At 64.4% G+C, this 20,343-nt stretch carries 19 protein-coding genes; 9 read left to right on the top strand and 10 right to left on the bottom strand.

Features of this window, described 5'->3' with window-relative positions:
- Positions 1-77 precede the first annotated feature (77 nt).
- Both GRI38_RS02500 and GRI38_RS14260 read left to right on the top strand, forming a co-directional pair.
- Positions 78-377 carry a hypothetical protein gene (locus tag GRI38_RS02500; RefSeq protein ID WP_237487318.1) on the top strand — a complete coding sequence of 100 codons (300 nt, stop codon included), beginning with the start codon at positions 78-80 and terminating at the stop codon, positions 375-377.
- Positions 362-970, top strand: a complete 609-nt coding sequence (locus tag GRI38_RS14260; protein WP_160681405.1) for a response regulator — start codon at positions 362-364, stop codon at positions 968-970. The genes GRI38_RS02500 and GRI38_RS14260 overlap by 16 nt, the downstream gene beginning before the upstream one ends.
- Positions 971-985: 15 nt before the next feature.
- Here the strand turns inward: GRI38_RS14260 and GRI38_RS02490 are convergent, their stop codons facing one another.
- Positions 986-1,633 carry a PNPOx family protein gene (locus GRI38_RS02490; protein WP_237487317.1) on the bottom strand — a complete coding sequence of 216 codons (648 nt, stop codon included), beginning with the start codon at positions 1,631-1,633 and terminating at the stop codon, positions 986-988.
- Between the two features lie 29 nt (positions 1,634-1,662).
- Between GRI38_RS02490 and GRI38_RS02485 the strand changes: the two genes are divergently transcribed.
- Positions 1,663-2,745, top strand: coding sequence for an RcnB family protein (locus GRI38_RS02485; protein WP_237487316.1), 1,083 nt, complete (start codon positions 1,663-1,665; stop codon positions 2,743-2,745).
- A gap of 102 nt (positions 2,746-2,847) precedes the next feature.
- Here the strand turns inward: GRI38_RS02485 and GRI38_RS02480 are convergent, their stop codons facing one another.
- The gene (locus tag GRI38_RS02480) at positions 2,848-3,426 is read right to left on the bottom strand and encodes a cytochrome b (protein WP_160681404.1); all 579 of its coding nucleotides are present in this window, start codon (positions 3,424-3,426) and stop codon (positions 2,848-2,850) included.
- Positions 3,427-3,539: 113 nt separating this feature from the next.
- Here GRI38_RS02480 and GRI38_RS02475 point away from each other — a divergent pair, with 113 nt between their 5' ends.
- Entirely contained in the window at positions 3,540-4,196 is a 657-nt protein-coding gene (locus tag GRI38_RS02475) for a prolyl hydroxylase family protein (RefSeq protein WP_237487315.1), read from the top strand.
- A gap of 3 nt (positions 4,197-4,199) precedes the next feature.
- Here GRI38_RS02475 and GRI38_RS02470 read toward each other — a convergent pair whose 3' ends face one another.
- Together GRI38_RS02470 and GRI38_RS02465 are read right to left on the bottom strand one after the other, a co-directional pair.
- Positions 4,200-5,303 (bottom strand): PAS domain-containing protein, encoded by a 1,104-nt coding sequence (locus GRI38_RS02470; RefSeq protein ID WP_160681402.1) that lies wholly within the window; start codon positions 5,301-5,303, stop codon positions 4,200-4,202.
- A 46-nt stretch (positions 5,304-5,349) separates the two neighbouring features.
- Positions 5,350-6,984 (bottom strand): lysine--tRNA ligase, encoded by a 1,635-nt coding sequence (locus GRI38_RS02465; RefSeq protein WP_160681401.1) that lies wholly within the window; start codon positions 6,982-6,984, stop codon positions 5,350-5,352.
- Between the two features lie 224 nt (positions 6,985-7,208).
- On the opposite strand from GRI38_RS02465, the gene GRI38_RS02460 reads away from it, so the two are divergent.
- Together GRI38_RS02460 and GRI38_RS02455 are read left to right on the top strand one after the other, a co-directional pair.
- On the top strand, positions 7,209-10,040 hold the full coding sequence (locus GRI38_RS02460; RefSeq protein WP_160681400.1) for an ATP-dependent DNA helicase: 2,832 nt from the start codon (positions 7,209-7,211) through the stop codon (positions 10,038-10,040).
- Positions 10,037-10,564, top strand: coding sequence for a SixA phosphatase family protein (locus tag GRI38_RS02455; protein WP_160681399.1), 528 nt, complete (start codon positions 10,037-10,039; stop codon positions 10,562-10,564). Before GRI38_RS02460 ends, GRI38_RS02455 begins: the two co-directional genes overlap by 4 nt.
- 10 nt (positions 10,565-10,574) lie before the next feature.
- Here GRI38_RS02455 and GRI38_RS02450 read toward each other — a convergent pair whose 3' ends face one another.
- Positions 10,575-11,198, bottom strand: a complete 624-nt coding sequence (locus GRI38_RS02450; RefSeq protein ID WP_160681398.1) for an SOS response-associated peptidase — start codon at positions 11,196-11,198, stop codon at positions 10,575-10,577.
- 9 nt (positions 11,199-11,207) lie between these two features.
- Positions 11,208-12,116 (bottom strand): 4-hydroxybenzoate octaprenyltransferase, encoded by a 909-nt coding sequence (gene ubiA, locus GRI38_RS02445; RefSeq protein WP_160681397.1) that lies wholly within the window; start codon positions 12,114-12,116, stop codon positions 11,208-11,210.
- A gap of 51 nt (positions 12,117-12,167) precedes the next feature.
- Between ubiA and GRI38_RS02440 the strand changes: the two genes are divergently transcribed.
- Positions 12,168-12,932, top strand: coding sequence for a 16S rRNA (uracil(1498)-N(3))-methyltransferase (locus tag GRI38_RS02440; protein WP_160681396.1), 765 nt, complete (start codon positions 12,168-12,170; stop codon positions 12,930-12,932).
- Positions 12,933-12,973: 41 nt separating this feature from the next.
- Complete coding sequence (locus GRI38_RS02435; RefSeq protein WP_160681395.1) at positions 12,974-14,344, top strand: glutamate--cysteine ligase; 1,371 nt, start codon at positions 12,974-12,976, stop codon at positions 14,342-14,344.
- 13 nt (positions 14,345-14,357) lie between these two features.
- Here GRI38_RS02435 and GRI38_RS02430 read toward each other — a convergent pair whose 3' ends face one another.
- The 4 genes from GRI38_RS02430 to GRI38_RS02415 form a co-directional block, all read right to left on the bottom strand.
- Positions 14,358-15,704 carry an outer membrane protein assembly factor BamB family protein gene (locus GRI38_RS02430; protein ID WP_160681394.1) on the bottom strand — a complete coding sequence of 449 codons (1,347 nt, stop codon included), beginning with the start codon at positions 15,702-15,704 and terminating at the stop codon, positions 14,358-14,360.
- Positions 15,705-15,787: 83 nt separating this feature from the next.
- A complete protein-coding gene (locus GRI38_RS02425) occupies positions 15,788-16,579 on the bottom strand; it encodes a tetratricopeptide repeat protein (RefSeq protein ID WP_160681393.1) in 792 nt (263 codons plus the stop codon).
- A gap of 161 nt (positions 16,580-16,740) precedes the next feature.
- Complete coding sequence (locus GRI38_RS02420) at positions 16,741-17,877, bottom strand: glycosyltransferase family 4 protein (RefSeq protein ID WP_160681392.1); 1,137 nt, start codon at positions 17,875-17,877, stop codon at positions 16,741-16,743.
- On the bottom strand, positions 17,874-18,767 hold the full coding sequence (locus tag GRI38_RS02415) for an alpha/beta fold hydrolase (protein WP_160681391.1): 894 nt from the start codon (positions 18,765-18,767) through the stop codon (positions 17,874-17,876). Before GRI38_RS02415 ends, GRI38_RS02420 begins: the two co-directional genes overlap by 4 nt.
- 102 nt (positions 18,768-18,869) lie before the next feature.
- Between GRI38_RS02415 and GRI38_RS02410 the strand changes: the two genes are divergently transcribed.
- Positions 18,870-20,282 (top strand): protein adenylyltransferase SelO family protein, encoded by a 1,413-nt coding sequence (locus GRI38_RS02410; protein ID WP_160681390.1) that lies wholly within the window; start codon positions 18,870-18,872, stop codon positions 20,280-20,282.
- The last annotated feature ends 61 nt before the right edge of the window (positions 20,283-20,343 follow it).

Below are 20,343 nucleotides of genomic sequence, written 5' to 3'. Positions count from 1 at the left end.
GGAACTCTGCCATTTTGCCGGGTTCCCGAAAGTACGGTTCCGGCATTTGCAATTCGTCAAGAATTCTTGCCTAAACGATGGTCGAGACGAAGGGCGCAGCAGTGATCGACATCGAAGTCCAGAACGAAACGCACCAGACGAACGAGCGATTGCAGTTCGCGATCGTGCCGCGCATCGGCGAGGGAATTCGCCTGCGCGAACCGGACGGCTTCTGGGCTTCCTACGACATCATCGATCTCTGGTATCAGCAGGCCGAATACGGAAAGGTCTGGGTGCCCTACATCCACGTAAGAAAGACGCCGGGCGAAAAGGACGCGATGCCGCTCGCGCCGCTCGGCACTCACCGACAGGAGGCTGCACCATGCGCCATCTCATAAAGCGCGCCGGCAGCAAGGGGCGCATTGCCCAGTCGGACCCGCTCGCAGCACGCCCCTCCCGCCCGGATGTGGATGCGCTTGCCCGCGACCGGGGCGAGGAAGAGGACGATGTTCTCGAAGCGGCGGGAACGGTGAGCGAGACGACCGCAACCGCAACGCCCGCCGTCTCGACCACACGCCATAGCCTCGGAGCGCGGGTTTCCGCCCTCGCGCCGAAGGAGACGCGGCGACGGACTTGCCTGCTGGTCGATGATTCGCGCATGATCCGCAAGATTGCCCGACCCATCGTCGAGGCGTGCGGCTTTGCCGTCTCGGAGGCCGAAAACGGCGAAGAAGCACTGGCGAAATGCCGGATCGCCATGCCCGATCTGGTGTTGCTCGATTGGGACATGCCGGTCATGACGGGCATCCAGTTTCTCGATGCCCTGCGCGAACAGGACGGGGGCGATGCGCCCAAGGTCGTATTCTGTACCAGCAAGTCGGCGGGGCGCGACATGGATCGCGCTCGCTCGAGCGGGGCGGACGAGTACATCACCAAGCCCTTCGATCAGACGGGCCTGCTGGAGAAGTTGAAGCTTATCGGCGTCGTCTGACGCTTGCGGCGGTTCCTAAGGCACGATCCATTGACCGGACGGCTCGCGACTTTCCTCCTCGAAGGTCAGGAGCGCGCGGCGGTGCCCCTCATTTGCGAGGTGGAGCCAGTCCAGCTTCGTGATGACGATACGCAGGATCGCGAAATTGACGCGCGCCGGAGCAACGTCGGCTTCGCTCGGATTGACGCCCTCTATCGGGGCGGGAAGCCCAGAGGTCGGACTTTGACTTGTCGAGCTGGGACCCGCCTCGGCCATGTAGCAACGCCGCGCGAAGGTCGTGCTGTCGTTCCAGGCGGCGTCGGCTTCCGGGCTGTCCCGTTCGACGACCGCTCGCCCGGCGACACGTATCTGTATCTTGGCGTCCTTGTCGTAGAAAAGGACGCTAACCGCATCGCTGCTGTCGAATTGATCGACTTTCGGACTGCGCGCATCTGTATGGAAACGCAGCTGCCATTTTTCCGCGTCGAAAGCTCGCAGGATCATCACCCGTTGCGCCACACCCCCCTCGCCGTCCAGGCTCGCGACGACCGGAGAGTGAAAAGGAACCTTGCGGTTGCTCGCCCCCTCCGAGAGACGATGCCGGGCGTCGTCCATGATCGTTTCGAATGTCGGTTCCACGCCTTCGGCAAGCGCAGATAGCGGTGTCCAAGTCAATCGCGCCATCCGGATGGTTCATATATTCGTTAAGAAACATGAACGGAAAGCATCATGTCCGGTTCATGGACCGGTCAGTCGTCGTCCGATATACCCGCTTCATCGACAATGATCGCACGGGTGGGCGCGACCGAAACAGTGGAGAGCCACCGATGGCAGTGAATAACATTCTGAAAAAGAGCGGTTTCGGCATCATTGCCATCGCTTTGGCTGGCGTTGCCTGGCCTACGGCGGCAACCGCCTCCGCAGCATCGGCTTCGGTCGAGCAGCAGCGCGAACGTGGCCAACGAACGCTGGGCGACCGGCAACGCGCACGATCCGAACGTGGTCAGGCGCGGCAGGATCGGCGCGAAGTCAGACGGGAAATCGATCGGGAAGTCCGCCGCGAAGCTCCGCAAAGGCGCGACGTCTCACGCGACCTCGGTGAACGCCGGGCCGTTGCCCGCGAAGTCGTCCAGGAAAGAGCGGAGCGGGCCCAGCGCGTTCAGCAGGAACAACGCCGCGACCTGAGGGAAGCGCGGCGCGGGGGTGAACGCGACCTTCGCGAAAGCAGGCGTGGCGGCGATCGCGACCTTCGCGAAGCTCGCCGTGATGTCCGCCGGGACGCAATTCGCGAGACCCTGAGGGAAAGAGACCGCGATCAGCGCCGCGACGCTTATCGCGATCGCTACAGAGGCGACCGGGGCGACTATTATCGCGGCGACCGGGACCGGGACGGACGCTGGGACCGGCGCGGCGACAGGCGCGATCACCGCGACGACAGGCGGTGGGAGCGGCGCGGAGACCGCCACGACTATCGCGACCATCGTCGCTGGGACCGACGCGCATGGCGCAACAACCAGCGTTACGACTGGTTGAGGTATCGCAACCTTCATCGCAATCACTATCGCTTGGGTCGCTACTATGCGCCCTATCGCGGACACAGCTATAACCGGCTGAGTATCGGGATCTTTCTCGACAGTGGCTTCTTCGGCAGCCGCTACTACATCCGCGATCCCTGGTCCTATCGCCTGCCGGAGGTCTACGGGCCCTATCGCTGGGTGAGGTATTACGACGACGTTCTTCTCGTCGACATCTATTCGGGCGAAGTCGTCGACGTCATCTACGACTTCTTCTGGTAGGACTGCCGAATACCCCTGCTTGCCGGAACGAAGGATCGGAAGCGTTCCGGCAGGCACTATGGCCCCCGCTCATCTCGATGGCGGGGGCTTTTGCGTTTTCGCTCAATCGAGGCGGGTTCCGCGAACGCGATGCCCACCGAAAGGAAGCATCCTGAAAATGCCGAGCGTTTTGTCGAAGAAGGTATGCTTCAGCGCCCCGAGCGTATGAAGCACGATCAGATAGAGCATGATTTCGGCCCCTAGGGCATGCAGACCGCCGATGCGCTCGCCCGCTGCCATATCCTGTCCCACGGGAAGACCGGGGATGGTGAACAAGCCCCAATAGTCGATATCGCTGCCGAAATAGGAGATCGCCAGCCATCCTCCCAGCGGCAGACCGATCAGCAGCACATAGAAAATCGCATGCGTCGTGCGCGCGAGAACACGCTGCCATGTTGGAACCCGCTGCTCGATCGCCGGGAGCGGGTGCGTCAATCGCCAGATCAGCCGGATCAAGCTCAGTACGAGGATCGTGATGCCGAGCGACTTGTGCTGGGTCCACCACCACCCGGCAGACGCTTCGGTTGCATGCTCTGCGGCTTCGGCGAGCCGCCAATTGGTTATCACCGCAATCGCGATAAGCCAGTGAAGCAGCATCGCCACGCGACTGTAGCGCTCCTTCGATCGATCGAGAATTTGCATAGCCTCTCCCATTCTTGATGGAGCAACGGCATACGCTCTTATCCGCGCGGAACAAGAGTTGCCGCTTGCTCGCCCGCCAACCATCGCTATCAGACGCGTTGATGTCGCAATCGATGAAGCATCCGGACCAGGCGGCGATCGCCCGCATCGGCGCAAAGGTGACGCAGCGGTTGACGAGCGATCCGCAAGCCTATCGCCTGCCGACGGAGACGGCGGAAATCTACGCCATCGGCGATTTTCTCACCCCGTCGGAGTGTGCCCGCTTCATCGCGATGATCGACGAGGTCGCGCAGCCCAGCGCAGTGTTCGAGGTCGACTATGCGTCGCAGTTCCGCACTTCCTATTCCGGCAATTTCGATCCGGCCGACCCCTTCGTGCTGGCAGTCTCCCGGAGGATCGACGACCGGCTCGGCTTGGATTTCGAGATCGGCGAGACGATTCAGGGTCAAAGATACCTGCCGGGGCAGGAGTTCAAGCCGCACAATGACTGGTTCTACACCGACCAGCCTTACTGGGAGGGCGAGAAAAAGCGGGGCGGACAGCGCAGCTGGACCGCAATGGCTTTCCTCAATGAAGTCGAGGAAGGCGGTGCGACGCACTTTACCGAAGCGCGGCTCGCCATCGATCCCAAGCCCGGCGTCCTCCTCATCTGGAACAACGCTCTGCCCGACGGGTCGCCCAATCCTGGCACGATGCACGCAGGCACACCGGTCCTTGCAGGAGAGAAATATGTCCTCACGCGCTGGTATCGCACGCGCAAATGGGATTAGCGGCTAGCCGGACCTATTGCCGGCGCCATCAAACGGCAGAGTGATCGTCGCGCGAAAGCCGCTCTCGGCGAAAGTCGTATCGATCCTGCCGCCCACTCCGCGCAGGACGTTCTCCATCAGGCGCGTGCCCATTTCCCCGCCCTTAACAGCGTTCGCATTCGTCTTCGGCAGGGCCGGGCCGTGCGATTCGATCCAGTGAATGACCAGTTGCTCGTCGTCGCTTTCCCAGTCGACATGGACCCGCCCTTCCGACTGGCCGAGCGATCCGTATTTCAGCGCGTTGGTAGCCATTTCATGGATGGCCAGGCCGATCGGGGTGACCCAGCGACGCGGCAGAGGCGTCTTCGAGCCGACGATTTCCAGCCGATCCTCGCGCGACGTCCGATAGGGTGCAAGCACCTCGCAGACGAGTTCACAGAGATCGACCCGTTCCCCGGTCGCACTCAATTCGGTGCTCGAAGCACGATGCGCCGCTGAAAGGGCCTGAATGCGGCTCGTGACCTTCTCGACGAGCCGGTCGACACTGGTTTCGTTTCGCCCAGACAGCCGCACGATGGCGATGACAACGGAGAACAGATTGTCGGCGCGATGCTTCATTTCGCGCGCGATGTCGCCGCTCGTATCGGCTCGCTCGCGCTCCGCCAGGAGATCGGTGATGTCCCACTGCGAACCGTAAAAATAGGCGAGCTTGCCGTCCTCGCCATAGACGGGTCCGACATGGACGGCGTTCCAGAATGCAGTTCCGTCCTTCTTGTAATTCAATATGTCGACGACCCGCACGCGCTCCTGCGAAACCGCTTCGCGCAACTTGGCGACCGCCTGCGGATCGGTTTGCTCTCCTTGGAGGAAGCGGCAGTTGCGCCCCAGTATCTCGTCCCGGCTATAGCCGGTCAGTTCGACGAATGCCTCGTTCACGTAGATGATCGGGCAATCCTCGGCATAGGGATCGCTGACGCACAGAGCCATGCGTGTCTGCTCGGTCGCCTCGATGAACAACTGCGCGGGATCGATGCGCAAATCGCCGGGATCGGCGTTGCCCTCGCCTATCGAATCAGTTGAGGGGTACTCGGCGTCGACCTGTTCGGGGACGACGTTCTGTGCAGACAAATCGCTCCGTTCTTCGCGCTCCATCCCGCCCGTTCCCGATTCCGCGTTACGTCGTGACTAATGCATTCTTAATCAGACGCCGCGAGTTTTCAATGCCATAGAGCGCGATGAAACTACCCATGCGCGGCCCCTGGCTCGAACCGAGGAGTATTTCGTACAGCGCCCGGAACCAGTCGCGCAGGTTCTCGAACCCGTATTCCTCGCGCTTGCCGATTTCATAGACGATGGTCTGGATATCCTCCGCCTCGGTATCGCCATTGAGCGCGGCAAGCCGACGATCGAGTTCCTCCAGCGCGGCGCTCTCGCTTTCGGTCGGAGGCCGTCGGCTGAGTTGCGGGGCGATGAAGGTCCGGTTGTAGCGAAGCGCGCTGCGGACGAGTTCGGCCAGTTCGGGCTGGCTGTCCGGTTCGGCGACATCGACGTAATTGCCGAGATAGGACCACACCTGTTCTTCCGTCGCTTCCGCCCCCAGCACGCCGACGAGGTTCAGGAGCAGGCTGTAGGACACCGGCAGGCTATCGCCCGCCCCCGGTGCCTCTTCCGCCTCGTAACCGCCATTCACGCGCAGCAGGTGCCAGACCGGGTTGCCGAGCTGCTTGTCGAGATCCTGTTCGGCGAGGCGTTCGCGAAACTGCCAGTAATCGTCCACTGCGCGCGGGACGACGCCGCCATGCAGTTGCTTGGCGCTTTTGGGGTTCGGGAAGATGTAGAAGCCGAGGCTTTCCTCGGTGCCGAAGTCGAGCCATTCCTCGATCGTCAGCCCGTTGCCCTTGGACTTGGAAATCTTCTCGCCCTTCTCGTCGAGGAAGAGTTCGTAGATGAGCCCGTCCGGCTTGTTGCCGCCCAGCACGCGCGCGATCTTGCCCGACTGGATACCGCTGTCGGTCAGGTCCTTACCGTACATCTCGTAATCGACGCCGAGCGCGACCCAGCGCATCGCCCAATCGACCTTCCATTGCAGTTTCGCCTGACCGCCGAGCGCGGACTGTTCGACAGTCTCGCCGGTCCCGTCGGTAAAGCGGATGAGCCCTTTCTCGGCATCGACGACCTCGACCGGAACCTGCAGGACCGCCCCGCTGCTCGGAGAGACAGGCAGGATCGGCGAATAGGTCTGACGGCGTTCCTCGCGCAGCGTCGGCAGCATGATGTCGAGGATTGCCTGATTGTTCGCGAGCACGTTGCGCAGGGCATCGTCGAACGCCCCCGAATTGTACCGCTCGGAGGAACTGACGAATTCATAGTCGAAGCCGAAGCGGTCGAGAAATTCGCGCAGCTTGGCGTTGTTGTAGGCAGCGAAACTCTCATGCGTGGTATCGAACGGATTGGGAACCCGGCTGAGCGGGAGGTGCAGATTGTCCTGCAAAAGCTGCTGGTTGGGGACGTTGTCCGGCACCTTGCGCAGCCCGTCCATATCGTCGGAAAAGGCGACGAGGCGTGTCTTGCCGTCCTCGGGCCGCGCACCGATCAGCGCTTCGAACGCCCGGCGGACCAGCGTCGTGCGCAGCACCTCCTGAAAGGTTCCGATATGCGGCAGGCCGCTGGGACCGTAACCCGTTTCGAACAGCACCGGCGAACCGTCGGGTTTCGTGCCGTCGGGATAGCGCTTGAGCAGGCGTTGCGCCTCCTGAAAGGGCCAGGCCTTGGAAGAACGTGCGGCGTCGATCAGTTCGGTCATGCTCATGGCGTTATCCTCTTGCCGCTTGGGCCTGCTTTCGCAAGCGCGAAGTGACTCGCAATCATTCATCTTCACCAGCTTCAAACTGAACCGATGGAACACATGGAACACGGTCTTGGCAAAGGAAACCGGTGGGGCGCGAAGCCAGCCAAACACGGTTCGTGAAAGGTCAGAGGTGTGATGGTCCGAAGCATGAGGGGCACGCTATCACCCGCAAGACAATGTAGGACATGTTTACTTTTCGTTCCGCGCACCCCACTACCGTCAAAGTGAGCGAACACGGCCATTGCGACGACCCGGCGGCGATCGACATTCCCGCGCTTCATGCCACCCATGCGGGCATCTGGCTGCGTTCGCCCGACGGTCGCACGAGCGGCATCGCGAAAGGCGAGGCGATCAACCACGCCGCGGACACGCCCCTCCTGCTCGTCAATGCGCCGCTGGTCGCGACGCGGCTCGGTTATCCAGACCTTTCGGGACTGGACCTGCTCGAACTCTTCGCCTTCGTTCACCCCGCCCGTTTTTGCGTGCCGACGCCCAAGGGGCTTGCCGATGCGCTCGATCTGCCCGTGCCGGAAAGCGACGACGAGGCGCCGCTGCTTCTGCAACGCGCCGCTGCCAAGCTGTTCGCGACCTGCGAAGCGACCCATTGGCCGGAACGCGAAGGTGCCTGGAGCGCGCTGCAATCGCTCGCCCGGTTGCGCTGGCCATGGGCGCAATTCCTCAATCGCCATGTCGCGAAGCCTCAGCGCGCCGAGAAGTGGCTGTTCTCCAAGCTTAGTGAATGGGAAGAGAGCGCCGAGCGCCCGCAGCCGCGCCAGTTATCGCTGTCGGAGAACGCGATTTCCGAGCAGCTCGCTCAGCTGACGGGAGCCTCCGCAGAACGGCGCGAGGGGCAGCGCGATTTCGCCATCGATGCCGGCAAGATGTTCGATCCGCGCATTGCCAAGGGGGTGCCCCATTTGCTGCTGGCTCAGGCGGGGACCGGCACGGGCAAAACGCTCGGCTATCTCGCGCCCGCCTCCCACTGGGCGGGAGAAAGCGGCGGCACGGTCTGGGTCTCGACCTTTACGAAGAACCTGCAGCGCCAGTTGCGGCAGGAAAGCCGCCGCGCCTGGCCGGAGCGGCGCGCCGACGGGTCGCGCCCCGTCGTCGTGCGAAAGGGCCGCGAGAATTACCTGTGCCTTCTGAATCTCGAGGATGCGCTGCAAGGCGGGTTTGCCGGGCGTCCCGCCATCCTGGCGCAGCTCGTTGCGCGCTGGGCGGCCTATACCAGCGATGGCGACATGATCGGCGGCGACCTGCCCGGCTGGCTGGGCACGCTGTTCAGGAAACGCGGCATCGCCTCGCTGACCGATCAGCGCGGCGAGTGCGTCTACGCCGGCTGTCCGCATTACCGCAAATGCTTCATCGAGAAGAGCGTGCGCGCCGCCGCAAGGGCCGATCTCGTCATCGCCAATCACGCGCTCGTGATGATCAATGCCGCCCGGTCGCGCGACCCGGCGAATGCTCCCAAGCGGATAATCTTCGACGAGGGCCATCATGTCTTCGACGCTGCCGATGGCACTTTTGCCGCCGCGCTCACCGGGCGGGAAACGGTCGAATTGAAGCGCTGGCTGCTCGGCCCGGAACGCAAGAACAAGGGAAGAAGGCGCGGTCTCGCCGCACGCCTGAGCGACGTGTCGAGCTATGACGAGGCGGGCGGCGAAGCGATCGAGGCCGCGATCGAGGCGGCGCGCGCCCTTCCCGAAAGCGGCTGGATCGAACGACTGGCCGAACATTTGCCTGACGGACCGATCGAAGCGCTACTCGCGGCGGTGCGCGACACGACCTATGCGCGCGACGAATCCGGCGGGCAGGAAGCGGGCTACGGCATCGAGACGGAAGCGGCGCAATTGCCCGGCGAACTCATCGAACAGGCGGGCCATGCGCTCGGCGCGCTGTCCGCCATTCGCCTGCCGCTCGTCAAGCTGGCAGGGCGGATCGAGGCGATTGCCGAAGCCGCACCCGACTGGCTCGATGCGCAGGGGCGTGCGCGCCTCGAAGGAGCGCGCCATTCGCTGGCCTGGAGGATCGACCTTTTGGCGGCGTGGATTGCCCTGCTCGACCGGCTCGGCGGGCCGGTGGACGAGAAGTTCGTCGACTGGCTGTTCGTCGACCGCAACGATGCGCGCGAATTCGACGTCGGCATCCATCGCTGCTGGCTCGATCCAATGGAGCCCTTCGCGCGCACCGTCCTCGATCAGGCGCATGGCGTCATGCTCACTTCCGCGACGCTGGCCGAACGCGGCGAGGACGGCTTCGACTGGCAATCCGCGATCGAGCGAAGCGGCGCTGCCCATACCGAGGCGCGCCCCCTCCTCACCCATGCGGAAAGCCCGTTCGATTATGCAAACCGCGCCGAAGTGCTGATCGTGACTGACATAAAGCGAGGCGACCTGGCCGGACTCGCCGGGGCCTATGCGCGCATCATCGAGACGACGGGCGGCGGCGTCCTTGGCCTGTTCACGGCGATCCGCCGCCTGCGCGCCGTTCATGGCCGCATTGCCGATCGCCTCGCGCGTGCGGGCCTGCCGCTGTTCGCGCAGCATATCGACCCGATCGACACGGGCACGCTGACCGACATCTTCCGCGACGATCCTGCCGCGAGCCTGCTGGGGACGGACGCCTTGCGCGACGGCGTGGACGTGCCGGGCAATTCTCTCCGCTGCGTCGTCATGGAGCAGGTCCCCTGGCCACGCCCGACGATCCTGCATCGTGCGCGCCGCGCCGCTGCTGCGGACCGTGGCGGTTCGGGGCAGGCTTACGATGATCGCATCATCCGCGCACGGCTCGCCCAGGCCTTCGGACGCCTGATCCGCAGCAAGGACGATCGCGGCCATTTCGTCGTCCTCTCGCCCGCCTTTCCCAGCCGGCTGAAGAGCGTTTTTCCGGCCGGCACGCCGATCCATCGCGTTACGCTCGACGAAGCTCTTGCGCGATTGGCCGGCGAACCCGATAGGGATGCAATGGACGGAGACGATGACTTCCTGTCCGCGCTATCAGGGGCGAATACCGCATGAAGATCCTCGGCATCCTCCGTCACGCCAAGTCCGACTGGAGCGATTCGCGCAAGGCGGATTTCGAGCGCGGTCTCAATGAACGGGGCAAGCGCGGGGCGCGGCTGATGGGCGAGCATATTGCGCATCACGGCATCCGGTTCGACCGGATCGCCGCCAGCCCGGCGCAGCGGGTGAAGGATACGCTGGAAAGCGCGCTTCCCGGCCGCGACGTGCATTACGACCGCCGCCTTTACCTCGCCTCGACCGATACAATCTGCGAAGTCCTGTCCGAAGTGGACGGCGATCCGCGCGCCATCCTGTTGTCGGGACACAATCCGGGTCTTCAGGACATGCTGTTTACCCTCGTCGCCCCGAATGCGGAAAACGCCTTGTTCGACGAGGCGAAGGTCAAGTTTCCGACCGCGAGTTTCGCGGTCTACGAACTCGACATCGACAAGTGGTCGGACATCCGACCGGAGTGCGGGAAGCTGGTGCATTTCGCCCGGCCCCGCGACCTCGATGCCTCGCTCGGTCCGGAGGACTGATCAAGATTACCTAGAACAGCGAGGCCTGCCTTGCATGGCCCGACCACGGCTCGTCGGTCCGGTCGATCGTCAGTTTCCCGGCATAGGGCGCGCAAAGCTCCATAGCGGCGTCGGGCGGCCCGGCGGTCCATAGCTCGTAACTGGCAGGTTCGAGGACGACCGGCATTCGGCTGTGCACGTCGGCGGCGTCTCCGCTGGCATCGGTCATCACCATCGAATAGACGCGGCCCCATTGCGGGCTTTCGTCCCAAATGCCGGCCACTGCGAAGAGCGGCGTGTCCGGCAGGCTGAGCCAGGTGCGCGTCATTGCGCCCTTCTTGCCCTCCGCCTCGGCCCAGGCGCTCAGCGGAATGAGGCAGCGGCGCTTCACGAAACTCTTGCGCCAGAAGAAGCTGTCGAGCTTGTCGGTGCGCGTGTTGTTGACCGGCTTGGGCTTCAGCGCCTCGCCCTTGGCGTTCTTGCGCTCCAGCGGAAAGCCCCAGTGCATCGCCTGCACCTCGCCTGACGCGACGACGAGGCCCGGATAGCCGGGATAGACCTCGCTCCCGAGATTGGCGCCGCCGGCCCGGTCGACCGCCCGGAACCACTCCGCCACTTCGCCGACGCTCTGGGCCATACGATAGAGATTGCACATGCTGCTCGCTCAGACCCCCGCATTGCCGACGACGAAGCAGGCGGCGGCGACCAGCGCCCCTGCGAGCCGGTTGGAGCGGAACCTGTCGAGCGGATTGGCGGCATCCGCGGGATCGAGGGTCGCGACCTGCCAGGCGAGATGCCCTGCGGCCGGAACGAGCGCGATCAGCGCCACCCAGTCGGCGCGATAGAGCCAGAAGGCGAGCGCCCAGAACGCGACGGCGGCAGCGTAGAACAGGGCCGTTCCCGCGCGAACCTTCTCGCCCATGCGCAATGCGGAGGAGCGGATGCCGACCAAAGCGTCATCCTCCCGGTCCTGCAGCGCATAGATCGTGTCGTAGCCCACGACCCAGCACACCGCCCCGGCATACATTGCGAAAAGCGCATCGAAATTGTCGCTGCGAAACTCGCTCCAGCCGACGAGCAGGCCCCAGGTGAAGACGAGGCCGAGCCAGACCTGCGGCCACCAGGTGATCCGCTTCATGAATGGATAGGCTGCGACCAGCGCGAGGCTCGCCAAGGCGACGATCTGCGCGCGAAGCTGAAGCTGCAACAGGACGATGAGCCCGACAAGGCACAACAGGCCGAGCCAGATCCACGCATCGCGGCGGCGCACCCGGCCACTCGCGACGGGCCTGCTGGCGGTGCGCGCGACCTGCCGGTCGAGATCGGCATCGACGATGTCGTTATAGACGCAGCCCGCCCCGCGCATCGCGATCGCGCCGAGCAGCAACCATGCGAGCAGGGCGAACTGCCAGCCCGCCCCCGCCAGCCAGACGCCCCAGACGCAAGGCCAGAACAGCAGCCACCAGCCGATCGGGCGATCGAAGCGCGCGAGCGCGGCATAATCGCGCACCCGGCGCGGGAGCAGTGCCATCACTCCGCCATGCTGGCTGTCCGGGACGCTGTTCTCGTTCATGCTCAGGCGCATCTAGCGGGAAGCGCAGCGCTCGTCTAATGGCGCGATGCGATGGTCCACCAACCCCGAACCCCGGCATGGCCTCCGAAAAGCGCGCCCCGCCTGTTCCTCGCCGAGGTGCTGAGCGAGGGCGGCGTGATGACGCTCGAGGGGAATCAGGCCAATTATCTCGGGAGGGTCATGCGTGTTTCCCCGGGCGACAACGTCATCCTGTGCGACGATGTAACCGGCGAATGGGCCGCCAGCGTCGTGGAGGTGGAAAAGCGGCGGGTCACGTTGCGCGTCGAAAGCCGGTTGCGTCCGCGAGAGGCCGTGCCCGACTTCTGGCTGTGCCCCGCCCTTTTGAAGAAGGACCGCTTCGACATGGTCCTCGAAAAGGCGACGGAACTCGGCGTCGGGCGGATTGCGCCAATTCTCACCAGCCGCTGCGTCGCGGACAAGCTCAATCCCGAGCGCGCCCGCACCATCGTCACCGAAGCGGCGGAACAATGCGCCCGGACCGCCCTGCCCGAACTCGCTACGGTCGCGAAGCTCGAAGTCCTGCTGCGCGAGTGGCCGCAGGAGCGCATTCTGTTCTTCGCCGACGAGGATGGCGGCGAACCGGCCGCCCCCGCCTTTCGCCGCGAGAAGGCGCCCGCCGCGCTCGTCATCGGGCCGGAAGGCGGCTTCGACGATGCAGAGCGAGCCGCGATCCGCGCCTTGCCGCAAGCGCGCCCGATCAGCCTCGGCCCGCGTATATTGCGGGGCGAGACCGCAGCCATCGCCGCGACCGCCCTGTGGATGGCCGAAGCGGGCGATTGGGGAGCAAATGAATAAATTGCTTCCCTCGCAACGCCCTGTTTTCTAACGCGCGCTGCATGAGCACGCGCAACACGTCCGAGAGCGACGATCCGGTCATCGAAACCCGCGACCAGCTGATCGCGCCGATGCAGGCGGGCGAAAAGCGCAAGGAAGACTGGCGCATCGGGACCGAGCACGAGAAGCTGGTCTATCGCACGACCGACCATGCCGCACCGTCCTATGACGAGGAAGGCGGCATTCGCGACATCTTGCTCGCCATGCGGCAATTCGGCTGGGAGCCGGTCGAGGAAGCGGGCAAGGTCATCGCCATGCGCGGCAGTGACGGCACGATCAGCCTCGAACCCGCAGGCCAGCTCGAACTGTCCGGCGCCCCGCTCGAGAACCTGCACGAAACTTGTGCGGAAACCGGACGGCACCTTGCGCAGGTGAAGGAGATCGGGCGCAAGCTCGGCGTCGGTTTCCTCGGCCTCGGAATGTGGCCCGACAAGACCCGCGACGAACTGCCGATGATGCCCAAGGGGCGCTACGAGATCATGAAGCGGCACATGCCGCGCGTCGGCACGCTCGGCCTCGACATGATGCTGCGAACCTGCACCATCCAGGTCAATCTCGACTATTCGAGCGAGGCTGACATGGCGAAGAAATTTCGCACCGGCCTCGCCCTGCAACCGCTCGCCACCGCCCTGTTCGCCAATTCGCCCTTTACCGAGGGCAAGCCCAACGGCTTCCTCTCCTATCGCAGCCATATCTGGTCCGACACCGATCCCCATCGGACCGGGATGCTGCCCTTCGTGTTCGAGGACGGCTTCGGGTACGAACGCTGGACGGACTACATGCTCGATGTGCCGATGTATTTCGTTTATCGCGACGGCAAGTATATCGACGCGGCGGGCCTCAGCTTCCGTGACTTCCTGAACGGCGAACTGTCCGTCCTGCCCGGCGAGAAGCCGACGCAGAGCGACTGGTGGGATCACCTGTCCACCGCCTTTCCGGAAGTGCGCCTCAAGAGCTTCCTCGAAATGCGCGGGGCCGATGGCGGTCCGTGGAGCCGCATCTGCGCCCTGCCCGCCTTCTGGGTCGGCCTGCTCTACGATCAGGGCGCGCTCGATGCCGCGTGGGATCTGGTGAAGGACTGGAGCATGGAAGAACGCGAAGCCTTGCGCAACGCGGTCCCGAAGCAGGCACTCAACGCGCCCCTGCCCGGCGGCGGAACGCTACGCGACCTGGCGCGGGACGTGCTCGCCATCGCCCGGTCCGGCCTGTCGGCCCGCAAACGCCTCAATGGCAGCGGCGACAACGAGACGGGCTTTCTCGAAACGCTCGACGAGATCGTTGCTAGCGGGAAGGTTCCCGCTGAGCGGCTGCTCGACAAGTATCACGGCGAATGGGACGGCAACGTTTCGCGCGTCTACAAATACAGCTTCTGACGGCTCCGCCGGTTTACCGGAAGGCGGTAATCCGGCCACTGTCGTCGAGGACGTAAAGCGTTTCGTTGGCAACGACGGGCGCGTTGCTGATCGGTGCGTCCAGTTCGGTGAAGAGTGACGTCGATCCCTCTCCCACGCTCGCCCGATGGATCTCGCCCTCAGAATTGGCAATCCAGAGCTGGCTTCCCGCGAGCACCGGTCCTACCCAGAAAATCGGCCCCTCGCGGTCTTCGGGATCGCGATATTGAGCGAGTTCGGTGATCCAGCGCACCCGGCCCGTACCGCGCGCAATCGCCAGCAGCATGGCATCGTTCGACAGGGTGAAGATCCATTCGCCAGCGATCGCAGGAGTGGAGATTCCCGACAGGTTCAGTTCCCAGATGCGCTGGCCGGTGACGAGTTCGTAGGCTGCCATGCGGCCGCCCTGGCCAAGGGCGTAGACCCTGCCATTATCGATAATCGGATCGGCGTCGATATCGGTCAGCGAGCCGACCTCGGTCGAGATGGAGGTGCGGGCCAGTGCGTCGGACCACAGGACGCGGCCATTCTCGTAGCGATAGGCGGAGAGCTCGCCCGAACTGTAGCCGGCGATGACCGTCCCCTGCCCGACGGACGGGGCGGCCACGCCGAACACGCCGGCCTGCGTGGTCGATCCGGATTCCTGCCATTGCTGCGATCCGTCCGCAGCGCTCAGGGCGAAAATCTGGTTGTCCTGCGTCATGACGAAAACGTTTCCGAAGGCGATCGTCGGCGCACCGCGCAGCGGGCCGGACGGCTTGACCTTCCATTTGAGGGTTCCGGTCGCGGCATCGAGCGCCATGACCTCGCCCGCGCCATTCGTTGCGTAGACCGTGTCCCCGGCATAGGCGACGCCGCCGCCGAAGGCTACGTTGCGCAGGCTGTTGTCGATCTCGCTGCGATACTGCCACTGGCGGGTTCCGGTGGCGGCATCGAAGGCATGGACGACGCCGTCCGTGTCCACGACGAACAGCGAGCCGCCGCCTACGACCGGCGCCGCGGCAAGCCGTCGCCGCTCGGTCGAACCGGCGATCGTTGCAGTCCAGGCTCGTTGCGGATTCTCGCCCAGCGCAAGGTGGCCGTAAGCCTTGTTGGCCGTGCCGCTCGTCTGCGCCCAGTCGGTGTTGACCGTCGCGGCAGGCACGGTGACCGGGACGTTCTGCAAGGCAGGATCGACCTGCGCGCTGCTTTCGATCCGGGAGAGGACCGGCATCCGCTCGCCCACCGTCGGCGTCGTCTTCTTGCCGTCGCCTCCGCCGAACAGGCCGCCGCTGCACGCCGTGACCGAGGCAAGCAGGAGCGCGGTGCCGAAGATGCGGAAAGGTCGTTTGTTATTGCTCATCACGTGGGAAAGCCCTCGGTCTCTCGAAATGCGCCGGCGATCAGACCGGCATCGTGGTTCGTTTATCGGTGTTTACCGCTAGGTCAGGAATCGCTCGCCGTAGCTTCGCCCGCTTCGGGCGTGGTCGTTGCCGTGCCGCTGATGACGTTGGCAGGATCGTCGATCGAATCGACCCCCATCAGGCCCGCCATCTGCCGGGCGCGCGATTGCAGCGTCGGCGGCGTCTCGTCGTCCTGCGCGATCTGCGCGAACAAGGCGCCGGCCTCCTGCCGCTTGCCCTGCGCGACGAGCGCCATCGCCTTCATCTCCGCCGCGCTGGCGAAGAACGGACGACCGGGCTGCGCCGCCGCGTCGAGCAGTCGGATGGTTTCCGCGGGTTCGAGGCGGTCGTACATCGTGCTGACCTGCCGGACGCGCGCAAGCTCGCGGATCTCGTCCGGAACGCTCGCATCATCGGCAATGGCTTCGAACATCTGCGCTGCGGCCTGCGTCTTGCCGTCTTGCAGTGCGATGGAGGCCTGCCCCATCAGAGCAATCGCGCGTGCCCCTTCCCGCTCGCCGGTGGCCAGCGGTTCGAGTGCCTGCGTGGCGGCGCTAAGGTTGCCGGCTTCTTGCTGGTCGAAAGCGGTGACCAGCGTTTCTGAATCGCGTTCGCGCGCACCTTCCTGCGCATTGTTCCAGTAGAGGTAGCCGCCGAATGCGAGCAGCGCGACCCCGACCACGGCGAGCAGCGGCGCGCCATAGCGCTTGCCGAACGCCGCCATGTCGTCCTGCCGCACGGCCTCGTCGACCTCGCGCATGAGGACATCGCCCTCTGCCGCCTCGCGCCGGGCTTTCTTGTCGTTCGCTTTCGGATTGGTCGGTGTCAGCGCCAAGGCAAAAACTCTTTCTCGTTGATCTGGATCGGCGGGCGGGACAAACGCCCCCGTCGCCCGCGTGCCATGCCTTTAGGGACTGGCAGGGACAAGGGCAATGGTCTGACACGGCAAGTGAACGACCGGTGAAGCGCCCGGCAAATCGCACCTCGCGAAATGCGTTACCAATCGTCGCGGCGCATCGCGCTCGAATAGAGGCGGCGATAGGTCGCCACCATCCGTTCCTCGTCATAATCGGCCAACGCCTTTTCGCGGTTCGCCTTGCCGATGGAATGACGCAAGTCGGAATCCTTAGCCAGCCTCTCGACGACAGTCTGGAGCGTCTCGACATCCTTGTGCGCGGCGAGAAAAGGGCGGTTTTCCTCAGCCACCATCTGCCCGAGGCTGCCATTGTCGAACGCTGCGAGGGGGAGCCCGGCGGCCATTCCGCGCACGGCGTCGAGCCCCGCCCGCTCGCTGTGAGACGCCAGGGCGAAAATATCGAAAAGCCCCAAAATCTGCGACATTTCAATGATTTTCCCGGGCAAGTGAACCCGGTGATTGATGCCCCGCCTGTCAGCCTCTTGCGCCACTTTATCGCGCTCCGGTCCTTCGCCGACGACCACCAGATGCCAGTTTTCCGGCAGTGCAGCGCAGATCGCGACGAGGGAGGCGATATCGGCCGTCCCGTCCAGCGGTCCCGTCCATCCCAGCCAGCACTCGCCCTTCCTCTTGATGAGGCCCGGCAGGCTGTCATTCGCCGGGCGGAACGCGAACTTACAAACCGGGACCCCTGGCGGGATATGCTTCACCCTGCCAAGCGGCTGCTGCCACGCGACGAGCGCGGCTTCCTCTATCCGCTCGGACGAAACGACCAGCCCCGCCGCCTTGCCGAACGCGAAGCGACGATACCACGTAGCTGCCATCCCGCCCTCCAGCGCGGCGTCTCCGATCTCGTGATGCACAAGCGGCGGCAGGTCCATCGCGTCCTTGAACAAGGTATGCGCCATCGCCGCATCCAGCGCATCGCGCCCATGGGTCAGGACGAGGTCGAAGGGCTGCATGGCCCGCGCCAGCCGGGACAGCCTGCCGGGCAACGGCAATCCTCGAATGGGCGGAAAGTCCGTGGGATAAGTGACTGATATTGAACCGCCGATCCCTGCTACTTTCGACGGTGAGCCTTGGTCGGCCGTCACTACGACATGCTCGACCTTATTGCCGAACGCCCTCATCAGAATACTGTCGCGTTCCGCCGCCATCCCGTCGGGAAAGCGGCAATGAACATGCAGGAACCGGGGCCGTCCCGACCGCTGGCTCATCGACGGCTTTCTGCTGCAACGCGGTCGAGCAGCCTCTCGATCGCCTCCACGGCTTCCGGTTCGTCGAGCGTCGGGGCATGGCCGGTATCCGCCACCGTGACGGTCTCGGCATCGGGCAAGCGCCGCTTCATCTCGTCGAAGGTCGCTTGAGAAAGAAGATTGGACAAGGCTCCGCGCACCATCAGGACGGGCCGGTCCTTCATGGCGTCGAGCGCGGGCCAGAGGTCGGCAGGCGCGGCGGCATCGTCCGATTGCAGGATCGGCTCCGCAATCTTCATGTCGTAATCGAAGCTGATCCGGCCATTCGGGCCGAGCACCATCACGCGCTTCGCCATCGCGATCCAGTCCTGCGTCGCATAGCCGGGATGAGCCTCGCCATGCGTATCGGCAAGCGCGCGCGCTGCGTGAATCCATGTAGGAAAGTTGCGCCCCTGCCCGACATACTCTCTGATCTTGTCGAGGCCCGCAGCCTCGATTGCCGGACCGATGTCATTGAGGACGACGCCCGCCAGCCGGGAAGCATCCTGCGCCGCCTGAACCAACGTCATCAATCCGCCCATCGAGGTGCCGATCGCGACGTAGCGGTCGATCTTTTCCTGATCGAGCAGAGCCTGAACGTCGCGCACGTATTGCCCCACATTGTAGCTTTCGCTGCCGGTCGCGTAATTGCTGTCGCCGCGCCCGCGCATTTCCGGGACGATGACGCGCCACTCGCCCGAGAAGCGCTCGGCAAATCCTGCGAAATCGCGCACATTGCGGGTCAGACCGTGCAGGCAGAGGATCGGCGGACGCTTGTCGCTGACATCGTCGCGCGCTGCATAGTCGCGGAAATGCAGCGTCAGACCGTCCTCGCTCGTCCAGTTGCCATCTACGAAATGATCGGATGTCATGGCATTGCTCGCTACCGCTGCGCGCGGTCGAGCGCAACCGACGAACATGCAGGCGCTGCCCTTGCCATATGGCGGGCGATAGCGATAGCGCGGGGGCCAACCATGACCGATTACCGACCCGACACGCCCATCTTAAGCCTCGCCCCTTGGCTGGCCGACCCCGTTACGCCCGCCGCCTTCCCGGAATGTACGCTGCGCCATCGTGCAGAGGGACCGGCTGCGCAAATCGGCCTCGACGGGTTGAGTGATGACGAGTGGCTTGCGCATTTCTGCCGGTTCGAACCGCTGGCCGATAATTTGCCCGAGCCGCTCGCGCTCAAATATCACGGTCATCAGTTTCGCGTTTACAATGCGGACCTCGGTGATGGTCGCGGGTTCCTGTTCGCGCAGATGCGCGACGAGGGCGGGCGGCTGCTCGACCTTGGAACGAAGGGTTCGGGCCAGACACCCTATAGCCGGGCGGGCGACGGAAGGCTCACACTGCAGGGCGCGGTGCGCGAATTGCTGGCGACGGAGATGCTGGGCGCGCTCGGCGTCGATACCTCGCGAACCTTTTCCATCGTCGAGACAGGCGAGCAGCTGGAACGGCACGACGAGCCATCCCCTACCCGCTCCGCAGTGCTGACGCGGCTCAGTCACGGCCATATCCGCATTGGAACGTTCCAGCGCCTTCTCGCCCATGACGAACCCGATCAAATGCGCGAACTCGTGGCCTATTGCCTCGAACAGTTTCCCGGCCCCCTTCCGCCCGCCGATGCGCCGGAACGCGAGGAACCCGCGGTCATCCTGATGCACCAGGTCGTCGAGCGGCTGGCCGATCTTGCGGCGAGCTATATCGTGGCTGGGTTCGTCCACGGCGTCCTCAACACCGACAACATGAATATCAGCGGCGAGAGTTTCGACTACGGACCGTGGCGCTTCCTGCCGGAATGGAACGGTGGTTTCACGGCAGCCTATTTCGATCACGCCGGTCTTTACGCCTTCGCCCGCCAGCCTGAAGCGATTCACTGGAATTGCGGACAGCTGGGCGTTGCGCTGCGATTGCTGGTGGAGGCGCCGCCGCTGATCGCGGCGCTCGAACGATTCGGTGCGCTCTATCAGCAAGCGGTCGGGCGGCGCTGGTGCTGGCGGCTGGGCCTCGTTCCCGGCAGTGACGAGGAGAACGCGGCGCTCGTCGCGGCTTCCGAACAGGCGATGCGCGATGCGGAGATCGGCCCGGACACCTTCTTCTATCGCCACCGCTCGGGCCGGGCAGCCGAAGGAGCGCTGGCCGAAGCCTTGGCTCCGTTCGAAGCCGTCGCTGGCGAGGCGGAGTACTGGGAGCGCGAGATCGAAGGCGCCAGTCATCCGGCCAGCCTCGTCCACAGCGAAGTGGAACGCATCTGGTCGGCGATCGCACAAGACGACGACTGGTCGCCGCTTCACGACAAGCTCGCCTCGATCCGGGACCTCGGCAATGCACTCGGCCCGCGCCCCCTCGCGAAGGGTCATCTGGCCAGCGACAGCGATCCGTAATCTTACAGATTGGTTTTATGTGAGCGCTGTGGCAGGGCGCGCAGTGACGTGACCCACGGAC

It is taken from the genome of Parapontixanthobacter aurantiacus (genome assembly GCF_009827635.1).
GTDB classification, from domain to species: Bacteria; Pseudomonadota; Alphaproteobacteria; order Sphingomonadales; family Sphingomonadaceae; genus Parapontixanthobacter; species Parapontixanthobacter aurantiacus.
This window is presented reverse-complemented; position numbering and strand designations above follow the sequence as displayed.

What these genes read in the sequence shown, in the direction of transcription:
- GRI38_RS02430 (WP_160681394.1), bottom strand. Translation starts at nt 15,704, where the DNA reads ATGAGCAATAACAAACGACCTTTCCGCATCTTCGGCACCGCGCTCCTG.
- GRI38_RS02440 (WP_160681396.1), top strand. Translation starts at nt 12,168, where the DNA reads ATGGTCCACCAACCCCGAACCCCGGCATGGCCTCCGAAAAGCGCGCCC.
- GRI38_RS02480 (WP_160681404.1), bottom strand. Translation starts at nt 3,426, where the DNA reads ATGCAAATTCTCGATCGATCGAAGGAGCGCTACAGTCGCGTGGCGATG.
- GRI38_RS14260 (WP_160681405.1), top strand. Translation starts at nt 362, where the DNA reads ATGCGCCATCTCATAAAGCGCGCCGGCAGCAAGGGGCGCATTGCCCAG.
- GRI38_RS02475 (WP_237487315.1), top strand. Translation starts at nt 3,540, where the DNA reads ATGAAGCATCCGGACCAGGCGGCGATCGCCCGCATCGGCGCAAAGGTG.
- GRI38_RS02435 (WP_160681395.1), top strand. Translation starts at nt 12,974, where the DNA reads ATGAGCACGCGCAACACGTCCGAGAGCGACGATCCGGTCATCGAAACC.
- GRI38_RS02465 (WP_160681401.1), bottom strand. Translation starts at nt 6,984, where the DNA reads ATGAGCATGACCGAACTGATCGACGCCGCACGTTCTTCCAAGGCCTGG.
- GRI38_RS02490 (WP_237487317.1), bottom strand. Translation starts at nt 1,633, where the DNA reads ATGGCGCGATTGACTTGGACACCGCTATCTGCGCTTGCCGAAGGCGTG.
- GRI38_RS02500 (WP_237487318.1), top strand. Translation starts at nt 78, where the DNA reads ATGGTCGAGACGAAGGGCGCAGCAGTGATCGACATCGAAGTCCAGAAC.
- GRI38_RS02450 (WP_160681398.1), bottom strand. Translation starts at nt 11,198, where the DNA reads ATGTGCAATCTCTATCGTATGGCCCAGAGCGTCGGCGAAGTGGCGGAG.
- GRI38_RS02485 (WP_237487316.1), top strand. Translation starts at nt 1,663, where the DNA reads ATGAACGGAAAGCATCATGTCCGGTTCATGGACCGGTCAGTCGTCGTC.
- GRI38_RS02455 (WP_160681399.1), top strand. Translation starts at nt 10,037, where the DNA reads ATGAAGATCCTCGGCATCCTCCGTCACGCCAAGTCCGACTGGAGCGAT.
- GRI38_RS02460 (WP_160681400.1), top strand. Translation starts at nt 7,209, where the DNA reads ATGTTTACTTTTCGTTCCGCGCACCCCACTACCGTCAAAGTGAGCGAA.
- GRI38_RS02415 (WP_160681391.1), bottom strand. Translation starts at nt 18,767, where the DNA reads ATGACATCCGATCATTTCGTAGATGGCAACTGGACGAGCGAGGACGGT.
- GRI38_RS02410 (WP_160681390.1), top strand. Translation starts at nt 18,870, where the DNA reads ATGACCGATTACCGACCCGACACGCCCATCTTAAGCCTCGCCCCTTGG.
- ubiA (WP_160681397.1), bottom strand. Translation starts at nt 12,116, where the DNA reads ATGAACGAGAACAGCGTCCCGGACAGCCAGCATGGCGGAGTGATGGCA.
- GRI38_RS02420 (WP_160681392.1), bottom strand. Translation starts at nt 17,877, where the DNA reads ATGAGCCAGCGGTCGGGACGGCCCCGGTTCCTGCATGTTCATTGCCGC.